We start from the raw sequence: 15,411 nt of genomic DNA, 5'->3' as shown, positions 1-15,411 counted from the left end.
GAGCGGCGACCTGGCGAGTTCCCGCCGTAGTAGGCGCCGAAATCGCCGTACCACCCCGCGCCGACGCGGCGCCGGTTGAGGAGCACGGAGCCGGGGCGGGGACGGCGAGGGGCCGGGCGGGAGGGACGGCGAGGGCCGGGCGCGAAGGGCGGGGGGTCGGGGGAGGTGGTTGGTTGCTGCGCTGGTGGGGGCTTGGCTTTGTGGGGCGCGGGTGTGTGGGTTCAGGGGGTCGTGAGCTGGGAGAGGGCGGTGCGGATCGCCGTCACTCGGTCGGGGAGGGGGGCGGCGGGGATGTCTATCAGGTGGTAGCCGAAGGCGCGGTAGGTCTGCTCGTGGAGGCGTTCGAAGTCCAGGGAGTCTTCGAAGGTGATTCGGCGGGCTTCGGTCGGCTCGCAGAAGCCCAGGTTGCGGATGAAGAACACGTGCCGGTCGTAGATCTCGTCTCGGGTGATGCGTTCGATCTCGGTGGACAGGGTCGCGGGGATCGGGTGGCCGACGAAGGTGCTGAGAACGTGGGTGCAGATGGGTGAGCGGTCGAAGAACTGCACGAGGGGGGCGGCGGCGACCGACTGCATCTGACGCCGGCGTTGCAGGGCCACGATCTTGTCGATGAAGGACGGCCGGGTCCACGGCTCGGTGTCACCGCGCGCGTGCTCGTCGGCGATGACGGCCGTGGCCGCCTCCTCGACCGTCGCGTACCCGAGGGCGGACAGGCGTCGAAGGATGGTGGTCTTACCGGCGCCCGGGGTGCCGGTGAGGATGTAGCGCATCAGTCATCCGATCCAGAACGAAGGGAGGCCGCGTGTGGCCGGGCCAGGCCGGAGATGACGCCGGCGGCGGCCGGCTCGCCCGGCGCGGCGGGCAGTTCTCTGCCGTGTGGGAGCCGCTGGTCACCGGTTTCGACATCGACATCGACATCCCGCGGTGATGATCTGGATGCTTCGACCCGTATCCCGGCCCGGCGGTCACTCTTCGGCATCACGGGAGAACATGTCGAGTATGCCGTCCGCAGTCCGGGTCAGCCGGCAAATGTCTTGATCACGAATCGCGGCTGGGAGGGCCGTCCGCTCTACCGCCGGGCTGGCGGCTGGACGCACGAGACGCCGAACGCCCGGATGGCCGGCGAAAGTTTCAAGGGCGGGAGGGCGCAGAGCCTGGTCGGCTTTGGCTGGCTGACATCCTGCTTGCGTACCGAAATGTTTCTGGTGATGCTCGGAATGTTTCGGAGCAAGGAGAGCTGATGAGAACGATCCTGGGTGTTCTGATGGCCGTCCTCGTGGCGGTCGGGGTGGTCGTGGCGCCTTCGGCCACGGCCGCCTCGCTGGTGGAGGTGACCGGGTTCGGCACCAACCCGACCAACCTGCGCATGCATCTGTACGTGCCGAACAACGTGGCGGCGCGGCCGGGCGTGCTGGTGGCCGTGCATTACTGCACGGGTTCGGGGCCGGCCTTCTACTCGGGTACCGAGTTCGCCTCGCTGGCGGACAGGTACGGCTTCATCGTCATCTATCCGTCGGCGACGCGCAGCGGCAACTGCTTCGACGTCTACTCCCCCGGCGCGCTCACCCGGAACGGCAACAGCGACCCCGTAGGCATCGTCTCCATGGTCAATCACGTGGCCTCGCGGTACAACGTCGACCGCGACCGGGTCTTCGTCACCGGCGCCTCGTCGGGCGGGATGATGACCAACGTCCTGCTCGGCGACTATCCCGACGTGTTCAAGGCGGGCGCGTCCTTCATGGGCGTCCCGTTCGGATGCTTCGCGACCACGGATGGTTCCACGTGGAACAGCGCCTGCGCCAACGGCCAGGTGACCAAGACGCCGCAGCAGTGGGGCGACCTGGTGCGCAACGCCTACCCGGGGTACACCGGGCCCCGGCCGCGCATGCAGCTGTGGCACGGCACCGAGGACTCGACGCTGCGCTACCCCAACTTCAACGAGGCGATCAAGCAGTGGACCAACGTCCACGGCCTGAGCCAGACGCCGACCTCGACCGACCGCCCGCAGCCCACGTGGACCCGCACCCGGTACGGCACCGCCGTCGAGGCGATCAGCCTCCAGGGAGTGGGGCACAACCTGCCGCTGGGCGGCCAGGCGGCGATGGCGATCGCGTTCTTCGGCCTGGACGGCAGCGGCACGCCCTCCCCCACGCCGACGCCCACTCCCACTCCGTCCCCGACGCCGTCGCCGACGCCGACGCCCACACCGACCCCCACGCCCACTCCGGGGACCGGACCGTGCCGCGTGACCTACGCGACCAACGCCTGGAACACCGGCCTGACCGCCGCGGTGACGATCGCGAACACCGGGACGACCGCCGTCAACGGCTGGACGCTGGGCTTCACCCTCCCCTCCGGCCAGACCGTCACCTCGGCCTGGAACGCCACGGTCACCCCTGCGAGCGGCGCCGTGACGGCGAGGAACGTGAACTACAACGCGAGCATCCCGCCGAACGGCTCCACGTCCTTCGGCTTCCAGGCCAACCACTCGGGCAACACCGCGAAGCCCACCTCCTTCACGCTGAACGGCGCGACCTGCACCGTCCAGTGATCGGCACCGGCCCGGCCTCGTCCGCCCGAGGACGCGGCGAGGCCCGGCCGGGCGGAACCGTGGGGGGGGGGGGGGGCCCCGGGGCGGGGGGGGGGGGGGGCGCCCCCCCCCCGCCGCGGGCCGCGCCCGCCCCCCCCCCCCCCCCCCCACGGCAGCGGAAAGGCGAGCCGGGGAGCGGTCGGGTCGCCGGCCGCGCGCTCCTGCGCGTTCTGGCGGGACCGCCACGACGCGCGGGTGGGGACCACGTGTCGTACGGGATTCGGTGGGGAGCTAGGGGTAGGGATGACCTGGGGGCGTGCCCACCGGGCCGGCCTGGAACGGGGGGTGGGCCATGCCATTCGTCACCGTCTCTGACGGCGCGCAGATCTACTACAAGGACTGGGGGGTGGGGCGGGCCGTCGTGCTGAGTCATGGGTGGCCGTTGAGCGCTGACAGCTGGGAGGCGCAGATGCTCTTTCTGGCGTCCAACGGGTACCGGGTCGTCGCCCACGATCGCCGGGGGCACGGCAGGTCCACGCAGACGTGGGACGGCAACGAGATGGACACCTACGCCGACGACCTGGCCACGCTCGTCGAGACGCTCGATCTGCGGGACGTCACCCTGATCGGGTTCTCCACCGGTGGCGGGGAGGTCGCGCGGTACGTCGGGCGGCACGGGACGGGGCGGGTGCGGCAGATCGCGCTGGTTTCGGCGGTGCCGCCGTTCATGCTGCGGACCGGCGACAACCCCGGCGGGGTGCCGATCGAGGTGTTCGACGAGCTGCGCGCCGGGTCGGCGGCCGACCGGTCACAGCTCTATCACGACCTCGCGGACGGTCCTTTCTTCGGCGGCAACCGGCCCGGCGCCGAACCGTCGCGGGGCATGCGTGACGCGTTCTGGCTGCAGGGGATGCAGGCGGGGCACCGCAACGCCTACGAGTCCATCGCGGCGTTCTCGGCCACCGACTTCCGCCCCGACCTGGACGCCTTCGACGTGCCCACGCTCGTCATCCACGGCGACGACGACCAGGTGGTGCCGTTCGAGGTCGGCGGCAAGGCGTCGGCCGCGCGGATCAAAGACGCGACGCTCAAGGTGTACGAGGGCGCGCCGCACGGCCTCACCGAGACCCACAAAGAGCGGCTCGGCGCCGACCTGTTGGAGTTCCTCGACTCCTGAGATCGCACGAGGCGCGGGAGATCCCGGGTGGTCTCGTGGCCGGGGGTCAGCGGCCCCCCGTCCACAGGTAGCGGTGTTCGGGGCGGCCCGTGGTGCCGTAGCGGGGCTGGAGGGCGGCTCTTCGGGACTCGCACAGGTACTCCAGGTAACGCCGGGCGCTCACCCGGGACAGGCCGGTGAGCTCGGCGGCCTCGGCTGCGGACAGGTCGGAGCCGGCGGTGCGCAGGGCCTCGGCGACCAGGGCGCAGGTGGCGGCGGACAGGCCCTTGGGCAGCACGGGGACGCGGGCGCCGCCGAACAGGCGGTCGACCTCGCGCTGGTCGGCCGTGGAGCCGAGGGCTGCCAGGCGCCGCCGCGACTCGGAGTAGCGTTCGAGGCGCTCGGTCAGCGCCGCCGGCGTGAACGGCTTGATCAGGTAGTGGACGGCCCCGCCACGCATCGCCGTGCGGACGGTGGTCAGGTCGCGGGCCGCGGTGATGACGAGCACGTCCACCGGCGCGGCGGAGCCGCGGAGCCGGCCGAGCACCTCCAGCCCCGACATGTCGGGCAGGTAGATGTCGAGCAGCACCAGGTCGGGGCGGTGGGCGGCGACCGCGGCCAGCGCGGCCTCCCCGGTGTGCGCCGTGCCGGTGACCTGGAAACCGGGCGTGTTCGTCACGTAGCCGGTGTGGACGCGGGCCACCATGAAGTCGTCGTCGACGACCAGCACGCGGATCATCGGGCCTCCGTCGGCAGCAGGGCGGTGAACACCGCCCCGGAGTCGTTGTGCAGGCGTACCCAGCCGCCGCGCCGCTGGCACGTCAGGCGGGTGAGCGCGAGCCCGAGCCCGCGCGAGCCCGCCTGCGCGGCCTTGGTGGTGAACCCGCGCCGGAACACCTCTTCGGCCAGCTCGGGCGCGATGCCCGGGCCGGAGTCGCGCACCTGGATGCGCAGCCCGTCCTCGCCCGTGGCCAGGACGACCTCCACGCCGCCAGGCTCGCCGTCGAGGGCGTCGACCGCGTTGTCGACGAGGTTGCCGATCACCAGCACGGCGTCGTGCGGGTCGCCGATGAGGGCGGGATCCACCTGGGACCGCGGGGAGACGGTCAGCGCGACGCCCCGCTCGGCGGCCTCGGCGGACTTGGCCAGCAGCAGCGCGGCCAGGGTGGGCTCGGGCACGCGCTCGCCGAACGTCCCGGCGAGGCGCTGGTGCGCCTCGGTGGTCTCGGTGATGTACCGGACGGCCTCGTCGAACTCCTTCAGGGAGAGCAGGCCGACCACGGTGTGCATGCGGTTGGCGAACTCGTGCGCCTGCGCGCGCAGGGCGTCGGTGGCGCTGGAGGCGCGGTCGAGGTCCTGGGTGAGGCGCACCTGCTCGGTGCGGTCGCGCAGGGTGACGACCCAGCCGAGGTCGCGGTCGCCGGCGGCCACGGGCATGCGGTTGAGCACGAGGACGCGGTCGTCGTGCAGCACGATGCGGTCCTCCCCGGCGTCCTCCCCCGCCAGCACGTCGCGCAGCCGCCCGGAGATCGGCAGGTCGTCCAGCGTGCCGACCGTCGCGGGCAGGCCGAGGAGGCGGCGCGCGCCGTCGTTGACGACGGTGACACGGCCGTCGGGGTCGAACGCGAGCACGCCCTCCTTGATGCCGTGCAGCACCGCCTCACGCTGCTCGAACAGGGTGGCGATCTCGTGCGGCTCCAGGCCGAACGTCTGGCGGCGCAGCCGCCGGGCCAGCAGCGCCGCGGCCCCGGCCCCGGCGACCAGCACGGCCAGCACCGTCCAGATCAGCGGCGGCAGCGCCGAGCCGAACTGACCGGCGACCGCCTCCTCCAGCACGCCGACCGAGACGAGGCCGATGACCCGCCCGGAGGCGTCCAGGACGGGCGCCTTGCCGCGGACCGACCGTCCGAGCGTGCCGGTCTCGGTGCCGATCCACGCACGCCCGGCCAGGACGGCGGAGCCGTCGGTGGACAGCCGCCTGCCGATGAGGAAGGCGTTCGGGTGGGCGTAGCGGATCTGGTCGCGGTTGGCGATGACCACGTAGTCGGCGCCGGTCTGCCGCTGCACGCCGAGCGCGATCGGCTGCAGCAGGTCCTGCGGCCGGGGGGAGGCGAACGCCTCGCGGACCGCCGGCATGCCGGCGACCGACTGGGCGATCGCGAGCGCGCGGTGCTGGTTGCGGACGTCGAACTGCCGCCTGGTGTGCTGCACCCACACCGCGGCCGTGCCGCCGACCGCGAGCAGCACGATGACCATCAGCAGCACGAACATCTGCGTGCCCAGCGACAGTCGCCTCATGATCCCATCTCCGCAGGTCAAGGCCCCAGCGTCGCATCGCCGAATAACAGATCGATGACGGGCCCGGCGATCAATATGACCAAAACGACGCCAACCTTCCAAAGCCTCGACGCGGGCATCCTCAGCGCCCACCATCCTCACCACGTCACATCAGAAGAAGTGGGAGTGATGTCATGCGCATCGGAATCCTCGCCGGGCTCGCCGCGCTCGCCCTCGCGGCGTCCGGGTGCGGTGCCGCCGGCCAGCAGGACGGCGGCGGCGGCGCCCGCGCCCTGCGGATCATGGCGCCGGCGGCCCCCGGCGGCGGCTGGGACACCACCTCCCGGACGGCGGAGCAGGCCTTCAAGGCGGCCGACCCCGGGCGCAAGGTCGAGGTGTTCAACGTCCCCGGCGCGGGCGGCACCATCGGCCTGGCGCGGCTCGCCGGCGAGAAGGGCAACGGCGACCTGCTGATGACCATGGGCCTGGTCATGGTCGGCGCGATCGAGCAGAACAAGTCGCAGGTGACCCTCGCGGAGACCACCCCGATCGCCAAGCTGACCGAGGAGTACGAGATCGTCGTGGTGCCGGCCTCCTCGCCGCACAAGACGCTTCAGGATCTCGTGGCCGCGTGGAAGACCGACCCCACCAAGGTCGCCATCGCGGGCGGCTCGGCCGGCGGCACCGACCACATCCTCGCCGGGCTGATCGCCAAGGCCGGCGGCGTGGACCCCAGGCAGATCAACTACATCGCCCACTCGGGCGGCGGCGAGGCGCTGAACGCGCTGCTGGGCGGCAAGGTGGCCGCGGGCATCTCCGGCATCGGGGAGTTCGCCGAGCACGTGAAGTCGGGCAAGCTCCGCGCGCTGGCGGTGTCCGGTCCCGAGCGCGACCCGAACGTCGACGCCCCGACGATCAAGGAGAGCGGCCTGGACGTGGAGCTGGCCAACTGGCGCGGCTTCGTCGCCCCGCCCGGCCTGAGCGACGCGGACGCGAAGGCGCTCACCGACCTGGTCACCAAGATGCACGACTCGCAGGCGTGGAAGGACGCGCTCAAGACCAAGGGCTGGGTCGACTCCTTCCAGACCGGCCCGCAGTTCGCCGGTTACCTGGCCGAGGAGCAGACCCGCGTCAAGGCGATCATCGCCGAGATGGGCCTGGTGTCGTGACCGAGGCGGATCCGGGCGACGCCGCCCCCGCGCCGCCGGACCGCAGGCCGGAGCTGGTGCTGGCCGCGCTCGTCCTCGGCCTCGGCGTGTTCGTCATCGCCGGGACCGCGGACGTCGCGGCCGCCGGCTCCACCGTGGGGCTGGGCCCGCGGTTCTTCCCGCTGCTGGTCGGCGCCGCGCTGATCGTCATCGGCGTGTGCTACGTCGTCGACGTGCTGCGCGGCGGCCGCGGCGACCCCGAGGAGTCCGAGGACATCGACACCTCGGTCCCGTCCGACTGGCGCGCGGTCGTGCTGGTCGGCGGGATCTTCCTGGCCTTCGCCGTGCTGGTGGACCTGCTGGGCTGGATCATCGCCGGGGCGCTGCTGTTCGGCGGCGTCGCCTGGGCGCTCGGCGCGCGGCGGCCGGCGCGGACGGCCGCGGTGGCCGTCGTGCTCTCGATCTCCACCTACCTGATCTTCGTGAAGGGGCTCGGCGTGACGCTGCCGGGCGGCCTCCTGGAGGGAGTGATCTGAATGGACTCCTTCGGGCTGCTCATGGACGGGTTCGCCACCGCGCTGACCCCGCAGAACCTGCTCTACGCCCTGCTCGGCGTCACGCTGGGCACCCTGGTCGGCGTCCTGCCGGGCATCGGGCCGGCGATGACGGTCGCGCTGCTGCTGCCGATCACCTTCACCGTCCCCCCGGCCAGCGCGTTCATCATGTTCGCCGGCATCTACTACGGCGGCATGTACGGCGGCTCGACCACGTCGATCCTGCTGAACACGCCCGGCGAGAGCTCCTCCATGATCACCGCGCTGGAGGGCAACAAGATGGCCAGGCGCGGGCGCGCCGCGCAGGCCCTGGCGACCGCCGCGATCGGCTCGTTCGTCGCGGGCACGATCGCCACCGCCCTGCTGGTCGTCGCGGCCCCCGCGGTCGTCGACCTCGCCATCTCCTTCGGCCCCGAGGACTACTTCGCCCTGGCCGTCCTCGCCTTCACCATGTGCTCGGCCGTGCTGTCGCGCTCGCTGGTGCGGGGGCTCGCGTCGCTGGGGCTTGGCCTGGCCATCGGCCTGGTGGGCATCGACCAGCAGACCGGCCAGGCCCGGCTCACGCTGGGCATTCCGCAACTGCTCGACGGCATCGACGTGGTGATCATCGCCGTGGGCCTGTTCGCGGTGGGCGAGGCGCTGTACGTGGCGTCCCGGCTCGGGCACTCGACCCCGGACGTGGTGCCGGTGGGCCGGGCCTGGATGGGCCGGGCCGACTGGTCGCGGTCGTGGCGGCCGTGGCTGCGCGGGACGGCCCTGGGCTTCCCGATCGGCGCCCTGCCCGGCGGCGGCGCCGAGATCCCCACCTTCCTGTCGTACGCGGTGGAGAAGCGGCTGACCCGGCACAAGGACGAGTTCGGGAAGGGCGCCATCGAGGGGGTCGCCGGGCCGGAGGCCGCCAACAACGCCTCCGCGGCGGGGACCCTGGTGCCGCTGCTCTCGCTCGGGCTGCCGACCTCGGCCACCGCCGCCATCATGCTGGCGGCCTTCCAGCAGTACGGCCTGCAGCCCGGGCCGCAGCTGTTCGACCACAACCCGGCCCTGGTGTGGGGAATGGTGGCGTCGCTGTTCGTCGGCAACCTGATGCTGCTGATACTCAACCTGCCGCTGGCCTCCACCTGGGCCCGGCTGCTGCGCATCCCCCGGCCCTACCTGTACGCCGGCATCGTGCTGTTCGCCGCCCTCGGGTGCTACGCCGTCAACAACTCGTGGGTGGACCTGGTCATCCTGTTCGCGCTGGGCCTGCTCGGCTTCGCCATGCGCCGTTTCGGGCTGCCGATCGCCCCCGCCGTCATCGGCGTGATCCTCGGCCCGATGGCCGAGATCCAGCTTCGGCGGGCGCTGGCCATCGGCGGGGGTGACGTTACGGTGCTGGTGACCAGCCCGATCGCCGCCGCGTTGCTCGGCCTGTCGGCGGTCGCCCTGCTCGCGCCGCTCGCCCGGCGCCGGTTCTCCTCGCGCGCGTGACCTGCCCCACGGCGGCGGGGGCCGCCGCCGTGGGATGGCCGGCCTGTCATCGCGGATCCTTCGGTGACGCCCATTCGACCGCGTCCGAATATCCGGTTCGGGACCGCCCTCCGTCGCGTTATACCGGATAACAAATGACCCTTATTAATCCTGTTGACTTCGAGTAGCCGTCTCCTTACTCTCTTGCCAGGGGATTTTCTATCGCGCTCCCGGCTGCGCGGACGCCTTCCAGGCGACCACCCCGGCAGGCGCTACTCGCTGGCGGCAGTCATGCCTTGTCCAGCAAAAAACGCTGAGACGCCGACCTAGGTAGTGGCATTCGTGAACACGAACCCAGCCTTATCGAATCGGGCATTTCTGGCTATTTTCCGCACTCTACTGCTTGTCGCGCTCCTCGTGGGGGCGGGCGCGTGCGGGGGAGGCGACCCCGTGACCGAAGGCGCCGGAACCCCGGCGCCGATGGAGTCCGACGGCGCCTATCCCGAGGCCTCCGCCACCGAGGGCACCGGCGGCACCGGCACCGGCGGGGGAGGTTCGGGCGGGGGCCCGGCCACCGAAGGCGCGGGCCCGGAGAAGCCGGCCCCGCCGGGGGCCGGCCAGACCACCGTCCAGATGCCGTCGCTGCCGGTGGGGAGCCGTACGACCACTCCCGACACGTTGGGAGTGCCCTACTGCGTGCGGATCAGCTGGCTGACGGACCCCATCCCGAGCGGCTTCTCCGTGGTGACCACCGGTGCGGGGATCAACCCTGACGGCGTGATCAAGAAGGGTTCCGGTGGATGCTCGTCCCCCTCGTGCGACGGCTACGTCTTCCGCGCGGGCTCCGGCGCGTGTTACGTGCCGGTCATCCCGCTGGTGTACTGGGACGACCAGACCGCGCCGCAGGCGAACCTCACCCTGGTCGGCAAGGCCGTCTGCCCGGGGGCGGAGCGGGCGGCGTGTGAGGAGTTCGCCGCCCGGATGGTCGACAGGAGCGGCTCGATCACCATTCTGGCTCCCAACCGGCCGAGCCCCGAAGAGTCCGACCCGCCCACCAGCGACGAACCCGCGCCGCCGCCGTCCTCGGACACCGAGCCGCCCCCCACCGAGCCCGAGTCGAACTCCGAGCGGTCAGCCCCCGCCGAGGACGAGAGCGAGCCCGCGGACGTGCCCACCGAGCCCGAGCCGCTCCCCACGGAGGCCGGCACGTCGTCCGCCCCCGCCGTCTGACCGGTGGCCGAAGAGGAGCGAGCCGACGGCCAGTTGCCCGCGTGGGTCGTCTCATGGGCGAGCGTCATCACGCCGGCGAGCATTCTCAGCGCGCTCCTGTTCTACTTCGGCTACGCCTCCTCCCGGGTGAAGTACGAGTACTTCGGCATCGACGTCGACACGGTGGGGCTGGGCACGCAGGACTACATCATGCGCAGCCCGGAGCCCCTTCTGACGCCCCTGCTGGTGTTCACCCTGCTCGGCGCCGGCCTGCTGACCGCGCACGTCGCGGTCCGCAGGAGGATCGCCGTCTCGGTGGACGCCGGCGACCGGTCCGCCGCGCGCGTCCGGACGGCGGCACGCGTCACGTTGTTCACCGGCCTCGCGCTGATCGGCGCCGGCGTCGTCCTGCTGCTGGTGTACTCCGTGGTCCGCGACTGGGCGGCGTACACCCTGGTGACGCCGCTCCTGTTCACCACCGGCGCCGGCCTCACCGTGTACGCGTGGCGGGTCCGCGACCTCCTGGACGGCGCGCTGACACGACGGGCACCGGCCACGCCGCCGGGCGAGCCGCCTCCGGCCGCCGACGTCGCGGCGTTCCCGCGCCGGACCGTCACCGTCCTGCTCTACGTGCTGTTCGCGGTGGGCGTCTTCTGGGCGACGGCCACCGTCGCGCAGTGGTCGGGCCGCGGCCTGGCCGAGGACCAGGCGCGGCACCTCGACCGGCTGCCGCGGGTCATCCTCGACACCAGGGAACGCCTGTACCTCAGGTCGCCGGGCGTGGAGGAGACCGTCCTGCCGCCGTCGGAGGGCCAGACGTTCCGCTACCGCTACCGGCGCCTCCGGCTGCTCATCGTCGGCGGCGACCGCATGTTCCTCGTCCCGGAGACGTGGTCGGCGAGCAACTCGACGCTGGTCGTGCCGATCGGCGAGGGGGCCCGGGTCCAGTTCCAGTTCCAGAACCACCCCCCCTGAGCGGTTCCAGGAGCATCCCCCGCCTGGACGGCCTTGTGGCGCTTGGCTATAGTGCAGACTGCCATAAGGAAGTTCGCACTGATGAGGGCGGGACGATGGCGCGGCGGCGGATGGACCACGACCTGGTGGGGCTCACCGTGCTCGCGATGCTGTCCGTCCGGCCCAGCCATCCCTACGAGATGCACCGGTTCATCGTCGGCACCCACAAGGACTACGTCACCGGCCTGCCGCGCAGCCTCTACCACGCGGTCGACCGGCTGGCCAAGGACGAGCTGATCAGCCCGGCCGAGACGACACGTGAGGGCCGGCGGCCCGAGCGCACGGTCTACGAGATCACGCCCGAGGGGGCGGCGGAGCTGGGCAGCCGGCTGCGGCATCTCCTGGAGACGCCGGATCCCGGCACGCGCGCCTTCCTCGCGGCCCTCTCGCTCATGGGGTGCCTGTCGCCCGAGGAGGCCGTCCGGTCGCTGCGCACCAGGGCGGCGACGCTGGAGGGCATGGTCGTGTCCTTCGACGCCCACATCAGCGGGCTGGCGGAGACCGGGCTTCCGCCGATTCTCGTGCTGGAGCTGGAGTGCGACCGCGCCCTGCGCACGGCCGAGCTGGCCTGGGTGCGCGAGACCCTCACGCGCCTGCAGTCGGGCGAGCTGGCCTGGTCGAACTCCCTCAAGACCGGTCTGATGACCGACCTGCTGGCGCAGGAGCCGCCGCGGGAGTGAAAGACCGCCGGCCGGGTGCGCCAACACCCGGCCGGCGGACGTACCCGAACCGATCCGCGTGGCGGCCGTCCAGGACTCGCAGTCTCCAAGGATAGGGCCGCCTCGTGGACCGGTTCCGAACAGAGCCCTTACGGGCCCTTCTCCGAAGGAGATCGCCATGAGTGGACAGGTTCACCGGACGCCCGAGTCGGCGCCGGCGCAGGAGATCGACGACCTGCTGGGCCGCATGACCGAAGCCTGGAACGCCGGGGACGCCACCGCGTACGCCGGGCAGTTCACCGAGGACGCCGACTACGTCACGTTCTTCGGCATGCACCTCACCGGACGGCGGGCCATCGAGGAGTCGCACCGCGCCCTCTTCGAGGGCCCGCTGCGCGGGTCGCGCCTCACGGGCGGCACGGGCGGGGAGCAGGCCCCGGCGATCCGGTTCCTCCGGCCGGACGTGGCCGTCGTCGTCATGAACGGCGGCTCGTCCGTCGGCGGCGAGCAGAGCCCCGAACGCGACTCCATCATCACCCTGACCGCGGTCCGGGAGCCCGACGCGTGGCGGTTCGCGTCGTTCCAGAACACCCGGAAGGTGAGCATGGAGTCCCTCGGGGCCCCGGGCCGCCCCGGCGGCCGGGAGGGCCGATGAGGTCCCCGCTCTACGAGGTCACCGGCGTGATCGAGGCCCCGGTCGGCCAGGTGGCCGAGCTGCTGGCCGTACGCCCTGGCCCGGTCGGTCCGCGCACCCTGTGGCTGCTGGACGGCTCCTACCAGGGCACCGTGCACGGCGGCCCCGAGCGGTTCACCGTCCGCTCGGAGGGACACACGATGACGGTCGAGGCGCGCGAGGGGTTCGTCGCCGTGCAGGGCGGCTGGTGGTATCGCGGCGAGTACCTGCTCCAGCCGCATCCCCGGGGCACCCGCCTCGTCCACCGCGTCTTCAACGTGGCGCGCCGGGGCCGCTGGTCCGTACCGCTGGCCAACCGCCTCTTCATCGGCTACGGCGACAACCTCAGAACCACCACGCGCGCCCTTCTCGCCAGAGCCGGCACCCACTTCGGCTGCGCCACCCACCTGGAGTGAACGAGCACCGCCGGACACCCGGTGACGCGCCGGAGACGTGACCGAGGCCGGCGTCCCGGCGAGCCGGCTCCAAGCCGGCTCGCCGGGACGGCGAAGCCACCGGCTGATATTGGGGGGCGCCGTCAGGCAGGAACCCCTGATGCGCCGGGCGCCGGAAGGCGATGTCGTGCTGTCGAGAGTGCTCGCCCCGCAACGTGCCCATCCTCACCATCCAGGACCCGCCCGAGCACGAGCGGGTCCGCCGGGTCGCGCACGAAGCGGCTCTGGACCGCCCTGGCGAACGGCGAGCTGGACCCGGAGGAAGCCGCCACCGAAGGGCTCCGTCACGACACGTCCGAATCGGGTTCTTCCGGACGGCGACCCGGGACACCGAGGTCGGTGGTGTCGGCATCCGCCAGGGGGAGCGGGTGTTCCTGTCGTACGCGGCCGCCAACCACGATCCGGCGAAGTTCCCGCCGCCGGACGATTACGACGTCAGCCGTGTGACCTCGGCGACGTTTCTCGACTTCGGCCACGGCATCCACAACTGCGCGGGCGCCCCGCTGGCCAGGGTCGAGATGCGGATCTCGCTGGAACTCCTCGCACGTCGTTATCCCCGCCTGCGCCTGGCCGGCGAGCCGGTACGGTACAAGGCGTTCAACCAGTTCAAGACGCCGGAATCACTGTGGTCGCTGCCGAGCTGACGGTTCCGCCGCCCCATTGACCCGGCGGTGGGCAATATGGGTCCATGAGATCGCTTGAGCTTCCGGACGGTGGTGCGGTGCTGGCTCGGGGACTGCGGGGTGGGGTGGTGCCCGAACCGGCTCCGGAGTTCGGGGTCTATCTGCTGGGGCACGCTCTCGACCGGCCCAATCTTTATGGGCGGTATCTGGTCGGGCTGCGGGCGTGGACGCCTTCCTGGCCGTATGAGCGCATCGACTGGCCCGACTTCTCCGGGCCGCGCCGGCCCGGCGAGGCGGTCGGGCAGTTGCGCGGGGTGCTTTCGCGCATCCGGCGGGGTGAGCGGGTCGAGGTCGCCTGCGGCGGGGGTCGTGGGCGCACGGGTACCGCGCTGGCGGCGCTGGCCGTTCTTCAGGGGCGTTCGCCGGAGGAGGCGGTGAGCTGGGTGCGCGAGGCCTACGACGCCAAGGCGGTCGAGTCACGGGCTCAGCATCGGTTCCTGCGCCTGGTCGCCGGTTCTTCCGGGTGACCGGCCGGCAGGGTGCCGCCGCCGCGACCCGGCCGGTCGCCCGCGGTCGTGGTCTGCCGTCTCCGGGTTGGCGGGAGGCTCCGGCGGACGATGTGGGCGCTTTGTGAGGAATTTCATGATTAAACAGGCCAGTAGACGCTAAATGGCTACCAAGATCCAGCAATCCTCGTTTGTCGTATCAGGCTGCCAGGAAAAATGACAAGTGGGCAGATTCTCATGGGTCAGCCGGACGTCTCCGTTAATACGGATAAAACCGTCTGGGTGAACCGATGCGTCAAGGGGGAAAGCGTAATGCCGGACTTCAAGAAATACGCCGCGCTGCTGGCCGTGGCCGTAGCGCTCACCGGTGGCTTCGCCACGCTCGGCGCCATCGCCGCCGCGAGTGCCGACGCGTCCACCGCCGGCTGGGGCTGGGGCGGGGACGACGAGGACGACGAGGGCGGAGACGAGGGCGGCTTCGGCGACCTGCTGGGCGGAATCGGAATCGGGACCGGAAGCGGAACCGGTGACGACGGCGTTGGAGACGACGACAACACCCCGGTGCGGGCCGGCCTGCACGAAGCCCACGCCTGACGGAAGCCGGGACGGATGCCGTCCCGGCCGGCCCCGGCCGGAAGGTCGCACCGGCCGCCGCGCGGGAACCACCCGCCGCACCAGGGGCGGCGGCCCGCCGGGGTCAGAGGCGCCGGGCCGCCGGGCCGCCGAGGTCAGGGGTGGTGGGACGTCTCGCGGTAGAGGACGAGGTGCTCGTGGTAGAGCACGCCGCCGCGGATGTCGCCGGTGGCGGTGAAGCCGGTGTCGTCGACGTAGTCGATGTGGCTGCCGGTGACCGAGTACCGCCCGGTGTAGGCGCTCCGGCGGGCGCCGCGGGCCTCGTCGTAGCGGCCGTTGGGCAGCAGCTCCTGGCGGATGTGGCCGTCGGCCGTCACCCACGTGCCCACGACGTCCACCTCGGAGGACTGTTCCGTTCGAGCCCTCATGGCACGGTTCCCCTCTGTCGATCGCGTGCGGCGCGCCCTCGCGCGCCGCGTCCGGCCATCAGTCTCACGCCGGGCGTCCGGCGGGGACAGGCCGCGCTCACCCTGGGACTCGCAGGGCCAGGCAACACGGACACGGAGAAGGGCGCGGCGGGGATGCCGC

Annotated in this window: 18 protein-coding genes; 14 read left to right on the top strand and 4 right to left on the bottom strand. The window is 72.0% G+C overall.

What is annotated here, in order from left to right:
* Positions 1-221: 221 nt before the first annotated feature.
* Complete coding sequence (locus PYR91_RS27880) at positions 222-770, bottom strand: AAA family ATPase (RefSeq protein ID WP_279784447.1); 549 nt, start codon at positions 768-770, stop codon at positions 222-224.
* 32 nt (positions 771-802) lie between these two features.
* On the opposite strand from PYR91_RS27880, the gene PYR91_RS27875 reads away from it, so the two are divergent.
* From PYR91_RS27875 to PYR91_RS27865, 3 genes are all read left to right on the top strand, one after another.
* Complete coding sequence (locus PYR91_RS27875) at positions 803-928, top strand: hypothetical protein (protein WP_279784445.1); 126 nt, start codon at positions 803-805, stop codon at positions 926-928.
* 312 nt (positions 929-1,240) lie between these two features.
* Positions 1,241-2,551 (top strand): PHB depolymerase family esterase, encoded by a 1,311-nt coding sequence (locus tag PYR91_RS27870; RefSeq protein WP_279784443.1) that lies wholly within the window; start codon positions 1,241-1,243, stop codon positions 2,549-2,551.
* Positions 2,552-2,882: 331 nt separating this feature from the next.
* Positions 2,883-3,707 (top strand): alpha/beta hydrolase, encoded by an 825-nt coding sequence (locus tag PYR91_RS27865; protein WP_279784441.1) that lies wholly within the window; start codon positions 2,883-2,885, stop codon positions 3,705-3,707.
* 46 nt (positions 3,708-3,753) lie between these two features.
* Here PYR91_RS27865 and PYR91_RS27860 read toward each other — a convergent pair whose 3' ends face one another.
* Both PYR91_RS27860 and PYR91_RS27855 read right to left on the bottom strand, forming a co-directional pair.
* Positions 3,754-4,425, bottom strand: coding sequence for a response regulator (locus tag PYR91_RS27860; RefSeq protein ID WP_279784439.1), 672 nt, complete (start codon positions 4,423-4,425; stop codon positions 3,754-3,756).
* A complete protein-coding gene (locus tag PYR91_RS27855; RefSeq protein ID WP_279784437.1) occupies positions 4,422-5,984 on the bottom strand; it encodes a sensor histidine kinase in 1,563 nt (520 codons plus the stop codon). Before PYR91_RS27855 ends, PYR91_RS27860 begins: the two co-directional genes overlap by 4 nt.
* Positions 5,985-6,157: 173 nt before the next feature.
* On the opposite strand from PYR91_RS27855, the gene PYR91_RS27850 reads away from it, so the two are divergent.
* The 11 genes from PYR91_RS27850 to PYR91_RS27800 all read left to right on the top strand — a co-directional run bounded on the left by PYR91_RS27850 (position 6,158) and on the right by PYR91_RS27800 (position 14,844).
* Positions 6,158-7,132, top strand: coding sequence for a tripartite tricarboxylate transporter substrate binding protein (locus PYR91_RS27850; RefSeq protein ID WP_279784435.1), 975 nt, complete (start codon positions 6,158-6,160; stop codon positions 7,130-7,132).
* Positions 7,129-7,647: a tripartite tricarboxylate transporter TctB family protein gene (locus tag PYR91_RS27845; RefSeq protein WP_279784433.1), complete on the top strand. Its 519-nt coding sequence runs from the start codon at positions 7,129-7,131 to the stop codon at positions 7,645-7,647. The genes PYR91_RS27850 and PYR91_RS27845 overlap by 4 nt, the downstream gene beginning before the upstream one ends.
* Complete coding sequence (locus PYR91_RS27840) at positions 7,648-9,132, top strand: tripartite tricarboxylate transporter permease (RefSeq protein ID WP_279784431.1); 1,485 nt, start codon at positions 7,648-7,650, stop codon at positions 9,130-9,132.
* A 429-nt stretch (positions 9,133-9,561) separates the two neighbouring features.
* A complete protein-coding gene (locus PYR91_RS27835) occupies positions 9,562-10,341 on the top strand; it encodes a hypothetical protein (RefSeq protein ID WP_279784430.1) in 780 nt (259 codons plus the stop codon).
* 3 nt (positions 10,342-10,344) lie between these two features.
* Positions 10,345-11,295, top strand: coding sequence for a hypothetical protein (locus PYR91_RS27830; protein WP_279784428.1), 951 nt, complete (start codon positions 10,345-10,347; stop codon positions 11,293-11,295).
* A 95-nt stretch (positions 11,296-11,390) separates the two neighbouring features.
* A complete protein-coding gene (locus PYR91_RS27825; RefSeq protein WP_279784426.1) occupies positions 11,391-12,014 on the top strand; it encodes a PadR family transcriptional regulator in 624 nt (207 codons plus the stop codon).
* A gap of 157 nt (positions 12,015-12,171) precedes the next feature.
* Positions 12,172-12,648 (top strand): SgcJ/EcaC family oxidoreductase, encoded by a 477-nt coding sequence (locus PYR91_RS27820; protein WP_279784424.1) that lies wholly within the window; start codon positions 12,172-12,174, stop codon positions 12,646-12,648.
* Positions 12,645-13,082, top strand: a complete 438-nt coding sequence (locus PYR91_RS27815) for a hypothetical protein (protein WP_279784422.1) — start codon at positions 12,645-12,647, stop codon at positions 13,080-13,082. The genes PYR91_RS27820 and PYR91_RS27815 overlap by 4 nt, the downstream gene beginning before the upstream one ends.
* Positions 13,083-13,243: 161 nt before the next feature.
* The gene (locus PYR91_RS27810; RefSeq protein ID WP_279784420.1) at positions 13,244-13,765 is read left to right on the top strand and encodes a cytochrome P450; all 522 of its coding nucleotides are present in this window, start codon (positions 13,244-13,246) and stop codon (positions 13,763-13,765) included.
* Positions 13,766-13,809: 44 nt separating this feature from the next.
* On the top strand, positions 13,810-14,271 hold the full coding sequence (locus PYR91_RS27805; RefSeq protein WP_279784418.1) for a protein tyrosine phosphatase: 462 nt from the start codon (positions 13,810-13,812) through the stop codon (positions 14,269-14,271).
* Positions 14,272-14,562: 291 nt separating this feature from the next.
* Positions 14,563-14,844, top strand: coding sequence for a hypothetical protein (locus tag PYR91_RS27800; RefSeq protein ID WP_279784416.1), 282 nt, complete (start codon positions 14,563-14,565; stop codon positions 14,842-14,844).
* Positions 14,845-14,978: 134 nt separating this feature from the next.
* Here the strand turns inward: PYR91_RS27800 and PYR91_RS27795 are convergent, their stop codons facing one another.
* Positions 14,979-15,251, bottom strand: a complete 273-nt coding sequence (locus tag PYR91_RS27795) for an Atu4866 domain-containing protein (RefSeq protein ID WP_279784414.1) — start codon at positions 15,249-15,251, stop codon at positions 14,979-14,981.
* Positions 15,252-15,411 lie beyond the last annotated feature (160 nt).

The sequence above is a fragment of the Sphaerisporangium sp. TRM90804 genome, from assembly GCF_029846175.1.
Lineage (GTDB): Bacteria > Actinomycetota > Actinomycetes > Streptosporangiales > Streptosporangiaceae > Sphaerisporangium.
This window is presented reverse-complemented; position numbering and strand designations above follow the sequence as displayed.